Source organism: Kribbella sp. NPDC043289 (assembly GCF_056436705.1).
In genome coordinates this window covers 296,682-311,304 of record NZ_JBWKCB010000001.1, presented here as the reverse complement: position 1 = coordinate 311,304, position 14,623 = coordinate 296,682, and the positions used below count along the sequence as shown (strand labels likewise).

Annotated in this window: 11 protein-coding genes; 1 reads left to right on the top strand and 10 read right to left on the bottom strand. The window is 65.6% G+C overall.

What is annotated here, in order from left to right:
• Positions 1-61 precede the first annotated feature (61 nt).
• The 6 genes from AC0662_RS01465 to AC0662_RS01440 form a co-directional block, all read right to left on the bottom strand.
• Positions 62-1,099 carry an oligogalacturonate lyase family protein gene (locus AC0662_RS01465; RefSeq protein WP_478297744.1) on the bottom strand — a complete coding sequence of 346 codons (1,038 nt, stop codon included), beginning with the start codon at positions 1,097-1,099 and terminating at the stop codon, positions 62-64.
• A 54-nt stretch (positions 1,100-1,153) separates the two neighbouring features.
• On the bottom strand, positions 1,154-4,300 hold the full coding sequence (locus tag AC0662_RS01460; RefSeq protein WP_478297742.1) for a sugar-binding protein: 3,147 nt from the start codon (positions 4,298-4,300) through the stop codon (positions 1,154-1,156).
• A gap of 169 nt (positions 4,301-4,469) precedes the next feature.
• Positions 4,470-5,366: a carbohydrate ABC transporter permease gene (locus tag AC0662_RS01455; protein WP_452195862.1), complete on the bottom strand. Its 897-nt coding sequence runs from the start codon at positions 5,364-5,366 to the stop codon at positions 4,470-4,472.
• Positions 5,363-6,352, bottom strand: a complete 990-nt coding sequence (locus AC0662_RS01450) for a carbohydrate ABC transporter permease (RefSeq protein ID WP_452195861.1) — start codon at positions 6,350-6,352, stop codon at positions 5,363-5,365. Before AC0662_RS01450 ends, AC0662_RS01455 begins: the two co-directional genes overlap by 4 nt.
• Positions 6,349-7,641, bottom strand: coding sequence for an ABC transporter substrate-binding protein (locus AC0662_RS01445; RefSeq protein WP_478297740.1), 1,293 nt, complete (start codon positions 7,639-7,641; stop codon positions 6,349-6,351). The genes AC0662_RS01450 and AC0662_RS01445 overlap by 4 nt, the downstream gene beginning before the upstream one ends.
• 75 nt (positions 7,642-7,716) lie before the next feature.
• Positions 7,717-8,550 carry a phytanoyl-CoA dioxygenase family protein gene (locus AC0662_RS01440; RefSeq protein ID WP_478297738.1) on the bottom strand — a complete coding sequence of 278 codons (834 nt, stop codon included), beginning with the start codon at positions 8,548-8,550 and terminating at the stop codon, positions 7,717-7,719.
• Between the two features lie 71 nt (positions 8,551-8,621).
• On the opposite strand from AC0662_RS01440, the gene AC0662_RS01435 reads away from it, so the two are divergent.
• Positions 8,622-9,476, top strand: coding sequence for a helix-turn-helix domain-containing protein (locus AC0662_RS01435; RefSeq protein WP_478297736.1), 855 nt, complete (start codon positions 8,622-8,624; stop codon positions 9,474-9,476).
• A 42-nt stretch (positions 9,477-9,518) separates the two neighbouring features.
• On the opposite strand, the gene AC0662_RS01430 is transcribed toward AC0662_RS01435, so the two are convergent.
• The 4 genes from AC0662_RS01430 to AC0662_RS01415 form a co-directional block, all read right to left on the bottom strand.
• The gene (locus AC0662_RS01430) at positions 9,519-10,895 is read right to left on the bottom strand and encodes a hypothetical protein (protein ID WP_452195857.1); all 1,377 of its coding nucleotides are present in this window, start codon (positions 10,893-10,895) and stop codon (positions 9,519-9,521) included.
• 29 nt (positions 10,896-10,924) lie between these two features.
• The gene (locus AC0662_RS01425) at positions 10,925-12,580 is read right to left on the bottom strand and encodes an extracellular solute-binding protein (RefSeq protein WP_478297733.1); all 1,656 of its coding nucleotides are present in this window, start codon (positions 12,578-12,580) and stop codon (positions 10,925-10,927) included.
• A gap of 72 nt (positions 12,581-12,652) precedes the next feature.
• Positions 12,653-13,570, bottom strand: a complete 918-nt coding sequence (locus tag AC0662_RS01420) for a carbohydrate ABC transporter permease (protein ID WP_478297731.1) — start codon at positions 13,568-13,570, stop codon at positions 12,653-12,655.
• Entirely contained in the window at positions 13,560-14,537 is a 978-nt protein-coding gene (locus AC0662_RS01415; protein ID WP_452195854.1) for an ABC transporter permease, read from the bottom strand. The genes AC0662_RS01420 and AC0662_RS01415 overlap by 11 nt, the downstream gene beginning before the upstream one ends.
• Between the last annotated feature and the right edge of the window lie 86 nt (positions 14,538-14,623).

Genomic DNA, 14,623 nt, shown 5'->3' with positions numbered 1-14,623 from the left:
CGGAATCACACCAGTCCTTGGACTGCGTTGCTCGATCAGCGGACAATATTTCCGGACGGGCTCAAATGTCGACCCGGCTGATGGAGACCGTGCCGTCGGGGTCCAGGTTGTTGAAGAGGACTGCTGATCCATCCGGCGCGAAGATCGGGTGCGGGTGGGCCGGATGGCGAGTCGCGAGTGTGCGGGCGAGCGGCGTCGTGCGACCGTCACGGAGATCGACCAGCAGTACGTCGGAAGTGTTTCCACCGTCCCACCCTGTCCCCGGCTGATCGGCCGGGCCGGTCGTGTCGACGACGGCCAGCGTCCCGTCCCGGCTGATATCGCAGTGCCAGAATCGGTCGCCGCGCGAGAGCAGCCGTCCCGCGGGTTCGTCAGGCGAGGTCCAGTACAGCCCTCGTCGCTCGCCCGGACTGATGCCATAGGCAACGACGACCGCGCCGACCGCGTGGTGCGCCCAACGCTCATGTCCGAAAAACAGGTCCTCAGGTTGCGTGAGCACACAGCCACCTGCGGGCAGCTCCGTCCCGTGCCGCGCCCAGACCCGATCCGGAACAGAGTCTGCCGTCCCTTCGTGCGAGAAACCGATCCACCCTTCGTCGGCAGGGCAGTAGTGCGCATGATTCGCCCACCACCTGCGGTCATGCAGTTCCTCGACAGCACCCGTCGCGAGATCGACCTCGAGCAACCGGAACGATCCCGGCCACTCCTCCGAGATGAGCGCTCGATCACCCGCGGCATTGATGCTGACGAGGGCCTGCAGGGTACATCCGTACGGCGCGCGGTACACGGTCTCAGGTGTGCTGGCCTCATCAGCGAGATCAACGAGGTGCAGAGCGTTCGCCCAGACCCCAACCAGCCGCTCGGCTGACCGCGCGACGTCGAACCAGACGGTTCCCTCGCCGTCGTGCTGGCCGAGCACCGTACAGATCTCGCGTACGTCGTGGCTCCGCGGGTCCCGCCACGGCACACTCGCGATCCCGAACGCGAGCCGCTCGGGATCCCAGCGCACGGTCGCCAGTCGATCGCCACCCGCGTGAAACCCGTTGGCGTGCGGGTAAGTCAAGTGCGCGCCTACCGCTACCTTCGCCAGTTCAGTCACATCCGCCCTCCATCGGTCGTCCCGCGGGGCAGTGTCGCCCCGCGGGACCGCGTACTAATTGGTGAACGTTCCCGGCAGGTACAGGGTCGTGGTCTTGCCGGTCTCGATGCCACTCGCCCACTGCATCGCTCCGACGCGTCCAGCGCCGTCGTTCTCGTTCAGCGCAAGGGAAATCGCCACCGCACCGGTCGGCTGCGCCTCGAATCCGAGCGCCGTCCACGGAACCTTGATCCGGTACGACGTGACGCCATCGGCGCGGGTGATGTCGGCAGTGGCACCTGGCGTGGCGCCGGTCGGACTGCCGTCCGCCGTACCGAACGTGTACACCGTGGGACCGGCCGGCAACAGCGCAGCCCCGATCTCAGTAGCTTTCGCGTTCTCCCCAGGCAGCCCGTTGCTGATCGCGAACTGCAGGCTGTCGCCACGCCACAGGTTCGGGGCGATCTCGGTCTGCGAGAACACGTCGTCGGTGACATCGGCGTTGATGGTCAAGCCAGTGGCGTCGTACTGGAAATTGGCTGTGCCGGAGAGATCGGCGGCGCCACCCCACGGCCGGCTGAACGCAAGCCAACTGGCATCGGTCGCCAGGTTGATCGAGCTCTGCGGAGTTGTTGCCGATGGCACGATCGGATCGAAGGCAGTGGTGCCCTTGGCGGTGACCTTGTTGCCGTCGGACGTCGTGACGTCAACGGTGTAGGCATAGGACTTCCAGGCCTGAAGCCCGGTCACCGGGATCGCGATCGTTGCCTTCTGCCCGGGCGCGATCGACTGTCCGCTGCCGGCGTTGCCCTTCTGACCCGCGATTGTCCACGTCAGGTCCTGAACGGTCGCGGCGGTTTTCGCTCTGGTGTTGGTGAGTTCGATACCGAGCCCACCCTGCAACGGTGCGACCTGCGTGATCTGTGGGACGACACGGATCTTGGTCGCCTGTTCGACGCTGGTCCAGGCAACCAAGCGGGCGGTAGGTCTCCCGGCGCGGGACACCGTGGCAACCACGTGCCGCGGGCCGAGGGTGTCAGTGGCCGGCACCTGCAGGGTGATCGTGGTGTCCTTGCCTGGCGTCACCACCACCGATTTGGTCTGACCGCCGACTGTCACCGCGCGCGTTCCAAGGTTGTACGGCGTGCCCTTGAGGGTGACCGTGACCGCCGTCGGCTCCTGCGAGTTGGACGGGTCCGCGGCGGCGACCTTGACCTGCGGGGCGGTGGTGACGGTGACGCCGGTCGCGGCCCCCTTCACGAACACCGGATCCTGGTCGACGGTCATCGTGACCACACCGTTGGTCGGTGTCAGAGTGGTCCGATGGCCGTACATATCGGTCACCTGCAGCGGGCTCGTCGTACTCAGGTTGACCGCGGACGTGCCGGTGCCGGTCGACCACAGCACGCGAGTGGTCGACGTACCGGAACCGAAGCGCTGCGAGTACAGCGGCGCGGTGAGGTTGTCGCTGCCGCTGTAGGTCAGGCCGCTGAGGGCGCGGATCGTCGTGGCCTTCGCGACCAGGGCCGGCTTCGGCGCCATTCCTGCGATCGGTCCCGCAGGCGCCTGGAGCAGGCCGAACGTGGACTCCTTGTCGTCCAGATTCGTGCCGTCGTTGAGTGCGTCGTACCAGTAGAACTGGGCGACGTTGTTCGCGAGCAACAGCGCGTCGTTGCGGATCGACATGCGCGCCTGGCCGAGCATCGATCCACCGAAGCTCGGCGCGGTCGGATAGCCCTCCTCGCTGACCCAGATCGGCTTGCCGGCGCCGCCATGTGCGTCGGCCGCGGTACGCAGGCTCTGGATCTGGGTGTCCAGATCACCCTCCGGACCGCCGAAGGTGTAGACGTGGGCGTCGATCGTGTCCACGTAGGAGAGTCCGCCCTGGGCGAGGACCTGGTCGCGGAACGACGTGTCGCCCTTGTTGGGGCCGACATCGGCCAGGACGTTCGCGTTCGGGTTGCCGGCGTGTGTCTGCTCGTACGCCGCCTTCATCAGCTGGACGAAGCAGGCGCCGGTGATGCCGCACGCGCTGTCGTTGAATCCGGGCTGGTAGTACTCGTTGTAGGTCCCGATGTCGTTCGTCGTGCCCGAGAAATGCGTCAGCCACCAGCTCTGGTACCTACCGAAAGCCGCCAGGCCTTCCGGAGTGCTCGGCGTGTGGCCGCCGTCATAGAGCGGGTTCCTGTAACCGGTCCCGAGCAGCGGAGTCAGACCGTTCGCTTTCGCGTCTGCCATCATCGCGTCGTACTGCGCCGGGACCGCATAGTTGCCCGGTGAGCCGGACTCGACGCTTCGCCACTCCAGGCTCTCCCGGATGTGCGAGAAGCCGGCGAGCGCCAGCGTACGGATCAGTGCACCGGTGAGGTCGTAGTAGTGGGCCATGTGGGTGTTCACACCCCACTTGCCGGTCGGGGACTGGATTCCGGACGGCAACGGCGGGATGACCGCAAGCGTCGTACCCACGACCGTCGAGCCCGCGGTCAGGCGGAGGTTGTAGAAGCCGGGGCCGAGGGATGCGGTACTGATGGTCCCGTTCGTAGTGTTGCCCGAGGCAACCGGCAGGTACTGGTCGTCGGTGATGTTCCACGCGACCGACGACGCGGTCGATGTGAGGTTCACGGTGCCCGAGCCCTGCTGGAACACCAGACTCTGGTTGGTCACGGTGATGCCCGTGGTGTCGGCGAAGGAGAGACTGACCGAGCTGATGCAGACCGAACTGATGACACCACCAGGCGCATTCGCCATCAGCCGGATGTCGGCCCCGTTCGCGCGGTTCTGGAAGTTGATGTTGGACATCCGGAACTGGGTGGTCGACCAGCCACCGGTGCCGGGGAACGAGAACCACGGCAGCGGGGTGAACGCCGCGCCGACACCGTCGTACTGCGCACTGAGTTGCTGGCCCGGCGCGTCGAAGTAGTTCACGGTGAGTACGGCGTCCGTGGCCCCGGCCGGGATCCGGGCCGCGTCGACGTTCAGATAGACGTACTGGTCCTTGAGATCGTTACTGGTCTGCCAGCACGGCACACCCAGCCTGCTCGACGCTGCGTGCGCCGGCGTCTTGTCCGGGTCACCAGGCCACGCGGTGATCCCGTCGGCGGACACCGGGTCGCTGAACACGATCCCCGGATCAGTCGCAGCACTGGCTGGTGATATCAACAGCGTCGCGGTGAGCAGCCCGACGGCAACCGCCGCCACGGCCCTCCGCACCGAATCAAGCATCGTCGATCCTCTCGTCGGATTCACAGCCTGGATCTCTACACGTGTAGACAGATGAGCGAAAGCGCTTTCGCGAATCTCACCATGATCCACCTCGGAGGCGCTGTCAACCGTTCAGCCCGACCCTGGCCAGGCCACCCACGGAGAGCTGTTCGGGCTCCCCGCCCGACGTTCAGCCTTTGAGTGCGCCCGCTGCGATGTTTGCAATGAAATGCCGGGAGCCGATGATGAAGATGCCGATCAGTGGTACGACGCTGATCACCGCGCCGGCCATCACCATGCCGTAATTGATCTGGTAGACCGAGTTCAGCGTCGACAACGCGACCTGCAGGGTCTGCCGCTGCGGATTGACCAGGACGATCAACGGCCAGACGTAGTCGTTCCAGGTGCCGATGAAGGTGAAGATGCCCAGGAACGCGATACCGCCCCGCATCATCGGGACGCCGATGCTTCGCCACGTGCGGAAGAAGCCGGCGCCGTCGACGCGGGCGGCGTCGATCAGTTCGTTCGGGATCGACGTCTGCGCGAACTGCCGGAGCAGGAAAATGCCGAACGCGTTCGCCGCCCCGGGGACGATCAGTGCCTGGAAGCCGCCGATCCAGCCGAGCCAACTCATCAGCACGAAGCTCGGCACCAACGACAGGCTGCCAGGCACCAGAAAGGTGGCGAGAAGCACCAAGAACAAGGGGTTCTTGCCCGGGAAGTCGTACTTCGCGAAGGCGTAAGCCGCCAGCGAGTCGAAGAACATCACCAGCACTGCCACCGCGGCAGAGATCACGAACGTGATCAACAGGGACTGCAGCAGATCGACGTTGTCGACCACGCCACGGACGTTCTGCCGGAAGCTGTCACCGATCCACAGCTTCGGCGGATAGCCGAAGATCTCGGCCGTGGTGTGGGTCGACATCATCAGCAGCCAGTAGAACGGGAAGAGTGACAGCAGAACGCCGACCACGATGCAGGCGTGGGTGACCAGTCGGCCGACGATCCCTCCCCGCCGAACCCCGCTGCTGGTGGCCTTCTCGGTCGGATCGCCCAGCCGGGCTCCCCTGGCGAAGATCGTGGTCACTTGACGGCCCCCTTGCGCTGGCGGCGGCTCCGGAACATCTTTTGCCCGTCGACCTCACGTTCGCTGACCAGCCGCCAGTTGATGGCGGCAAACACCGCAGCGATGATGAACAAGGCCCACGCGATCGCCGAGCCGTACCCGAAGTCGAACTGGGTGAAGGCCTGGTTGTACTGATACAGCACGATCGTCATGCCGGCTTCGCCCGGACCGCCGGTGTCACCGAGCAACACCTGTGGTTCGGTGAACAGACTCAGACCTCCGATGGTGGAGGTGATCACCGTGAACAGGATCACCGGGCGAAGCATCGGCACTGTGATGTGCGCGAAGATCTGCCACATCCGCGCGCCGTCGACGCGCGCCGATTCGTACAGCTCGGTGGGGATCGCCTGCAGGCCGGCCAGATAGATGATCGCGTTGTAGCCGGTGTACCTCCAGATCACCATCACCGCGATGGTGACCTTGACGCCCCACGGATCCGACAACCAGGAGATCTGGTCGAGGTGCAGCGCGGTCAGGGCGGAGTTGATCAGGCCGAAGCTGTCGGAGAAGACCGACCCGAACACGATCGCCATCGCGACCATGCTGGTGACGTTCGGAATGAAGAAGGCGACCCGGTAGACACCCTTGAACCGGATGTTCTGATGCAGCAGGAACGCGATCACCAGCGCCAGGAACAGGGTCGGGACCGTGGAGATGAACCAGATCGCGAAGGTGTTCCCCACCGCGTTCCAGAACCGGTCGTCGCTGATCAGGTACTTGTACTGGGTCAGACCGACGAACTTGATCTTCCCCGTTCCGTCCCAGTCGGTGAACGACAGATAGACCGAGAACAGCAGCGGGAAGAGTCCGAAGACCAGGAAGAGGAGGTAGAACGGTGCGACCGCGACGTACTGCGGCCAGAACTTCTTGAACGGATTGGGCCGCAGGCTCGTCGTTCCCGTTGCGGCGGTCACACCGGCCGGCGCGACGGTGGTGTCGGTCGTCATACGTCGACACCCCGCTTGCGCAGCATCTTGTTGGTCTGCTGTACGGCGTCGTTCCAGGCGTGGTCGGGATCCTTGCCCGCACTCTCCACGTTGACGATCTCGGTACTGAAGTACTGAGCCTGGGCCTCGTAGGTACTGATGAAGGCGGTGGGAACTGCCTCGGCGGACCTCGAGAAGAACGTGAGCGTGTCCTGGTCCCCGAAGAAGTTCGAGTTGTCCTTCATGACCCCGAGATCGGCAGACGTCTTTGCCGCCGGGAAGAGCTGCATGGTCGTGAACGCACTGGCCTGGTTCTCCGGGCTGTTCAGCCAGGTGATGAACTTGAACGCGGCCTCGGGGTCTTTGCAGGTGCGCGGCAGGCAGACGAACGACCCGCCGCTGTTACCGGCCCGCACCGGCGGCGTCGCCAACCGCCACTTTCCCTTGGTCAGCGGTGCGATCTCGGTGAGGATCTGCGTCCACCAGTTGCCCTCGATGTGGCCTGCGGTCTTACCGGTCGTCCAGGCAGCGTTCTGATCGGCGCTGATCTGCTGGTTACCGGTGATTCCCGCCTTGATCGCCTTGACCGCAGTGTCCCAGGCCTTGCGAACGGTGCTGTCCGGCTGCACGTACAGCGGCTTCCCGGCCGTGTCGAAGTACCGCTCGGCGCTGGCATTGATGTACTGGCTGAAGATGACGGAGCCGGTGACGTTCAGGAAGGAACCGACGTTCTTCTTCAGCTTCTGCCCGAGCTCGAGGTAGCCGTCCCAGGTCTTGATCTGTGCGCTGACGGCCGCCGGGTCGGACGCGATCCCGGCCTTGTCGAAGATGTCCTTCCGGTAGTAGAGACCGGTCGGACCGCACGGACCGGGGAAGAAGCAGAACCGGTTGGTCGGTGTGAGTCCGAGGCGCCACTTCCAGTCGAAGTACAAGTCCTTGTACTTCTGGGCTCCCAGCTCGTTCAGGTCCAGGAACAATTCCTCGTCGGGGAAGTACAGCGAGACATTGGAGTTGATGAACGTGACGTCCGGGATGTAGGCATTACCCGCGAGGCTCGTCCGCAACTTGGTGTCGAAGTCCTGGCCGATGATGTCGGCGCGCAGCCGCTTGCCGTCGGTTCCCGGGATCTGTCCGGCGGCCGTTCGAAGCTGTGCCGGATCGGCGGACCGGTTCCAGTACCAGAGCACGAGTTCGTTCGGGTCGGACGAGATCGACGTCCGCGATCCGCACCCTGACAGGCCTCCCGCGCCGACCAGCGCCCCGAGGCCGGCGGCACCCGTCAGGAGCCTCCGTCGAGTCAATGCCGCCATGTACTCTTCCCTTCGATTCTGAGCTGCGTCGGGGCGTTCGCTCTCCTGCCCGAGGGATTCTCGAGTCGCCTGCGGCTAGTGCATCGCGCCTTCGAAACCGTCGCCGCACGGCCCACCGCCGTGTGCCTCACCGATCCGGATCTCCTGTCCGTCGGGGGTGATCAGCGGCATGTAGCCCTTGGAGATCTCGGTGCTCGCCTGTGGGACGTAGTGAAAGATCAGCGACCGGCGGAAGCGACCGGTGGTGGTGTTCGGAAGCGACCCGTGGACCGCACTGCCGTGGAAGAACAGCACGTCTCCAGGCTGCATATCGGTCTGTACGGCGGTCATCCCCGCGGGCGGCCGAACCAGCCCCCGGGTGAACGACTCCTCGGCGTCAGCGACCTCCGGGCAGACCACCTCCATCGCGTGGCTGCCCGGCACGACGGCAAGGCCACCGTTCGCGGCGTCACAGCGATCCACCGCGATCCAGGCGGCCAGGCAGGTCTCCGGATGCGAGCGCAGGAAGTAGTTGTCCTGGTGCATCGCCTGGCCCCGCGCCGTCGGCGGCTTGAAGTAGAACATGGACTGGGCGCCGTACGCCGGGCCGATCAGTGCGGTGACCACGTCGAGGATTCGCGGATCGATGATCAGTCGCCGGGCGATCTGCCCGACCAGCAGATCCGGCCGGCGATGCGGCTGCATGAAGCGCGGGTAGCGGGCAAGAATGTCGCCCTCGGCAACTTCCCCGACCGCCCCGAGCGCCTCCCGGTCCCCCTGCACTTGATGCATGAACGCCGTGCGGATCTCGTCGATCTCCTCGGATGCGAGGACGTTGTTGACCTGCAGAACGCCGTCGCGGGCATACCGCTGCCGCAGGGCGACCGGATCGTCGGCAGGTACTGCGAGTTCGTGATGAGTGGCTGTCACGAGCAGAGCATGGCCGATCACGGACCACCGACGACAGTGCACAAACACTCGTTCCCATGGACAATCCTGTCATGGACAAGTCACGCTCAGCCACGGCTGCGGGCGTCGTACAGATCGCGTCCTCGAACGTCCGAGCGGTCGCCGGGCAACTGGACGGCAACGACACCTACCGGACGGTGCGTGCCAGCGGGACGACCGACTGGCTTCTCCTGGTCACCACTGCCGGGCGCGGACGCCTCCGCCTGACGGACGGGCAGGACCTGGGTACGGGGCCGGGCGAGATCACCCTGGTCGAGCCGTACACCCCGCACGACTACGGCACTGATCCCGAGGCCCGGCGGTGGTCTTTGCGGTGGGCACACCTCGACCCACGCCCGGACTGGCTACCGCTGCTGGACTGGCCGTCGCCGCTGCCAGGGTTCCGGCAACTCCGCGTCAATCAGGCAGTGCGCGACCGCGTCGTACAGAGTCTCGATCGCGCGACCGCGGCAGCGCGCAACGGACTGCGGTTGAGCTCGCAGTTCGCGATGAACGCCGTCGAGGAGGCACTGCTGTGGTGCGACACGCAGAACCCGGACCGGCTCGCGCTGGACGCACGACTTCTGGCAGTGGTCGAACACGTCGCGGAGCATCTCGATCAGCCGCACACCGTTCAGTCACTGGCCAGGATCGCCGACATGTCCGCGACCCGGCTGGCGCACCTGGCCCGCGCGCAACTCGGCACCAGCCTCATGCTGCACGTACAGCAGCAACGCATCGACCTCGCGGGACAGTTGCTGCTGGTGACAAACCTCCCGATCGCGGAGATCGCCGTACGCGTCGGCTACCGCGACCCGCTGTACTTCTCCCGCCGCTTCCGAGCCGCCACCACACTCTCCCCCACCGAATACCGCCTGACGGGCGGAAACCACCACGTCTATAGCTGACCTCTCCCGGGTGTGCGCCGACCGGCGCACACCCGGGGTACGTCAGGTGTAGACGAGCTGCGCGGTGGCTTCACACGATGCGGACGGGACGACACGGATCCAGTGCGCGCTGAATCCGGTCGGGAAGACGAAGGCCTCGTAGCCGCTCGGCCCGACGGTGATCGTCGTGTACTGCCGCCACTTCCCGGTGCCCTGGAAATCGACCTCGAGGGTGAACTCGACGGGCTTGCCGGAGTCGTGCGTCAGGTGCAGGCACTTGTGCTCGAAACCGGTCATCAGATACGGATCCGACGGTACGTCGGCCTCCACGGCGGTCTCCCACCACGGGCCACCCCAACCCTGCGGCTTGCCCCACTGCCACAGGTCGTCGGTCTTGCCGAACCACAGGTTCGCCTGCGGCTGTCCGGCAACCGGGTTCGAGTCGCCGATCGGGGTGGTCTGGTCGCCGGCCATCACCAGCAGACCGTTCCAGGAGCAGAAGTCGCCGACGATCCGCAGATGCGAGGCGATCGGCCGGATGCCCCAGACCGAGTTCGCATACGTCAGCGACGGCAACTCGTAGAACATGCCACTCGCGTCCATCAGCAACCGCTCGGATTCGACCTCGCGGATCCGCGGCCACTCGGTGGTGAAGGCGTGGTCCTGAGTGTGCGTCGACTTCGGCAGCCGGTACACCTTCCACCCGGTCTCGGGCAGGAACACGTGGAACAACGCCGACGCCCGGTCCTGACCGACGGCGTACAAGGCCGGCCCCATGCCGTTCGCACTACTGACGGTGTTGAACTGCGTCTTCGCGAGGATGCGCCACGTCGTACCGTCCCACTCGGCGAGCCGGCCCTCGCTCTCGCCGGTCGGGAAGTCCTCCTCGTAGTACGAGTTGTTCACCACGACCACGCGGCCGTGCCGGGTGTAGGCGTCCTTGAAGTGCGCGTACCCGCTCACACCGAGCTCGAGGCACAGGTCGTACAACTGCTTCGCCTCGAGAGTCTGTACGTCGACCTCGAAGAACTCCCCTTCCATGCCGACGAAGTACACCTTGCCGGCCTCGTCGGTGAGGTGCCGGCAGGTGGCGGTCAGCCGCACGCCCACGAGCGCGTCGATGGTCCGGACGTTGCCGTGCACATCGATCGCGTGCGGTCCGATGAACAGCTGGTCGGACTCCTTGTGCACCAGCCTGTTCGCATACGTGCCGACCACACTGGCCGGATGCTTGGTGAGCTGGAAGTCGTCGTCGATCGTGAACAGTCCGGTGCCACCACCGGTCTTGTCGGTGTGCGCGACGTACGTGACGAACCAGAGCCGGTCGGCCCAGGGCATCAGCGCCCCGATCCCGGTCTCGGAGCGGGGTACATGGTCGGCTTTGACGGCGAGGCGTGGGACCACGCCGCTGATCGCTCCCACAGGGAGTGCGTTACTCATTGACTGCCTTTCCTGGTGATCGGTGGACATCAGCGGGACGCGAGGGCTTCCTGGTACTCCGCCCTCGACTTGTCGCCGCCGCCCTTCTTCCATTTCGCGACGGCCTCGTCGAGCGCGGACATCTGCTTGCGGCCGACGACCACGTCCGTGATCGTGTCGGTGACCGCGCTGCTCAGCGCGGTGGTGGTGAGCGCCGTCTCGGAGATCAGTCCGGCGGTCGGGTCGGTGATCCGGTGTCCCGAGTTCGCGGTCTGGTACGCGTGCATCTGTTTGACGATGTCGGTGTTGCCGTTAACGGCATACAAGACGTCGGGGCCGCCGGCCAGGAAGCGCAGGCTGAGGCTGTAGGTCTCCGCGGCGCCTTGGTCGGTCAGCGTTGGTAGCCCGTTCTTGAGCGCGTAGTCGGTACCGTCGACGCCGTACGAGCGGAGGAAGTTCTCCTTGCTGCCGAACGGCGCGGACAACCAGTCGAGCACCCGCAGCGTCTCCTTCACCCGGTCGGCCGAGCCCTTCTTGACGAACGTCACGAAGTCGGTGATCGGCCCCTCGAAGATCTGGCCGGCCTTGCCGTCCGCGCTGAACGTCGGCAGGATCCCCGGCGTCAGGGTGGACGTCGTCCGGACCGTGTAGCGAACGAACGAGTCGCTGTTCATCAGCAGGCTGCCGCTGGCGAAGTCGGGCGAGGCGTCGTAGCTGCTCGACGTACTGTCCGGCTGGAAGTAGCCCTTCTTCCACAGCTTGGCCGTGTAGGCGATCGCTTCCTTCCACTCCGGCGTCTCCCAGTCCTTCGTCAGCGTGCCGTCCGCGGTACGTCGCCAGTTGTTGGGCACGCCGAACATCGGGTAGATCAGGGCGCTCGACATCCAGCCGCCGGAGTTCGCGAGCGCGTACCGCTTCTTGGCCGGATCCGTGATCGCCGCGCAGAGCTGCTCGAACTCGGCCGCGCTCGTCGGCTCGGGGTTGCCACCGAGCTTCTCGATCAGGTCCCGCCGGGTGTAGACCACGCTGCCGGTCGGGATCCGCAGCGTCGGCGTGGCGAGCAGTTTTCCCTTGACCACACAGGGCTTCCATGCGTTCTGCGGCAGTCGGGCAAGGTTCGGATAGTCCTTCACCGCGTCGCCCGACAGGTACTCGCTCAGGTCCGCGAACCTGGCCTGCGCCACTGTCTCGGCCCGCTTGAGCGAGGTGAAGTCCGGGACGTTCATCGTGACGATGTCCGGAATGTCGTTACTGGCCAGCACCGCGGCGAGCTTGGTTCCGAAGTCCTGCGGCACGAGCGTAGGTTTGAGCTCGACGTTGAGCGCCTGGTTGACTGCCTTCCAGTACGCGTTCCCGGCGAACGCGGGCGGCGGCGGGCTGTAGGTGATGACGAAGGCGGTCATCGGTCCCCCGGTGCCGACCGCGCGGTGCACGGTCTGCACCTGTTCGGCCGCCGTCGGGTAGCCGAAGTACGCCGCGTTGATGCCCTTCGACTGATCGCCCGCGAGATCAGGCTTGGTACCAGCGAACGGCACCTGGACCGGCAACGTCGCACCGGCACCCTGAGCGCTGGCACCAGCGGTGGACTTGGCATTCGAGCAACCGGACAGCGCGGGGACACCGACGACCGCGGCGAGCCCGGCGGCGCCGGCGAGGAGTCGGCGGCGGCTCAGGGCGGGCGCCGACGGCAGGACGGAATCGGACATGACAGGACCTCTCTGTGACGCGGAAGTGACGCGAACGTGGCGCGAACGTGGCGCGAACGTGACGGGGAGCGTTCAGCCCTTGATGGCGCCGGTCAGGACACCGGTCCGGAAGTGCTTCTGCAGGAAGGGATAGACGAGGACGACGGGGATGATCGCGATCAGTACGACGGCCATTTGCAACGACTGTGCCGGGGGCAGGACATCAGCGGCCGCACCCGCGGTCTGTTGAGCCATCGGGGTGCCTTGCAGAACATAGGTCCGCAGCACGAGCTGCAACGGCCACTTCCCCGAGTCGTTGAGATACAGGAGCGCGCTGAAGAACGCGTTCCAGTAGCCGACCGCGTAGAACAGGCCGACCACGGCGATGACCGCCCGGGACAACGGGAGGACGATGCGGGTCAGCATCCGCCAGTGCCCGGCGCCGTCGACGGACGCACTGTCGAGCAGTTCGCGAGGGATCGTCGAGAAGAACCCGCGCATGATCACGATGTTGAACGCACTGATCGCACTCGGCAGGATCAGCGCCGCGTAGTTGTCGAGCAGCCCGAACTGCTTCACCACCAGGTACGTCGGGATGATGCCCGGGCTGAACAGGAAGGTCAGCAGCACCAGCGACAGCAGCGGACGCTGGAGCACCATCCGCGGTCGCGACAACGCATAGGCGGCCAGGACGGTCGCGCCGAGCGAGAGCGCCGTACCGACGATGGTGACGCCGGCACTGACCAGGACCGCGCGGGTAACCGCGGCCCCGGCGAGGACCTGGCGGAACGCGTCCAGGGTCGGATCGGTCGGCCACAGGACATAGCCGCCGCCTGCGTCGATCTGCTCCTGACTCGCGAGACTCGTCGAGATCACGATCAGGAACGGAAAGATGACCACAGCAACGATCGCGACCAGCGCGAGCGCTTTCAGGACAAGCACGACCGCGGGTGGTTTGCCGGCCCAGATCGGGCGGCCCGTTGACCGGCCGACGGCTGATTCAGTGCTCACGGGAGTACACCCCCTGCTCGCCGAGCGCATGCGCGGCCTTGTTGGCGGCCAGGATCAGCAACAGACCGACGAGACCCTTCAACAATCCGGCCGCGACACCGATACTCCAGTCGCCGTCGACGACACCGTGGAAGTAGACGTAGGTGTCCAGTACTTCGGCGGTATCGGCGCCGACGTTGTCGCGCTGCAGGAGGATCTGCTCGAACCCGACGGTCAGGCACTGACCGAGCTGGAGGATCACCAGCAGCACGATGATCGGACGGATGCCGGGAAGCGTGATGTGCCAGAACCTTCGCCAGCCACCTGCCCCGTCGACCGCGGCCGACTCGTAGAGAGCCTGGTCGATCGCGGTCAGCGCCGCGAGGAACAGGATCGTTCCCCAGCCCGCGTCCTTCCAGATGTTCTGCGAGACGATCAGCAGCTTGAACGTCGCGGGGTTGTTCATCACGTTGACCGACTCGCCGCTCAGCGAGCGCAGCGCACCGGCGACCGCGCCCGTCCCCCCGAACACCTGCTGGAACATCGCGACCACGATCACCCAGGACAGGAAGTGCGGTAGATACATCACTGATTGGACGAACCCACGAATCCAGGTCGAGACCAGACTGTGCAGCAGGAGCGCGAGCAACAACGGGACAGGGAACGAGAACAGCAGCTGCAATCCGTTGATCTGCAAGGTGTTCAGCGTCGCGTTCCAGAACGCGGAGTCGGACAGCAACGTGACGAAGTTGTCCAGGCCGACCCACGGCGACTCCGACCACGGTAGGTACGGCACGAAGTCGAAGAACGCGACGATGTTGCCGATCAGCGGCAGGTACGTGAACAGCAGCAGGAGTACGACGGCCGGTGCCGCCATCGCGAGGAGTGAGCGGTCCCGGACGAGCTGCGCCCAGCGGCCGAGCGCGCCGCGGGAAGCGCTCGCCCGATCGTCCCCGGCCTGGGTGTTCACAGCCTCGACGGTCACCATCGGAGAGCACCTCCACTCGGTTTTGATGCTTTGATAGCACCAGAGTGGTGCTAAGTTAGCACCACAAAATGGAGCTGCCTAGAGGT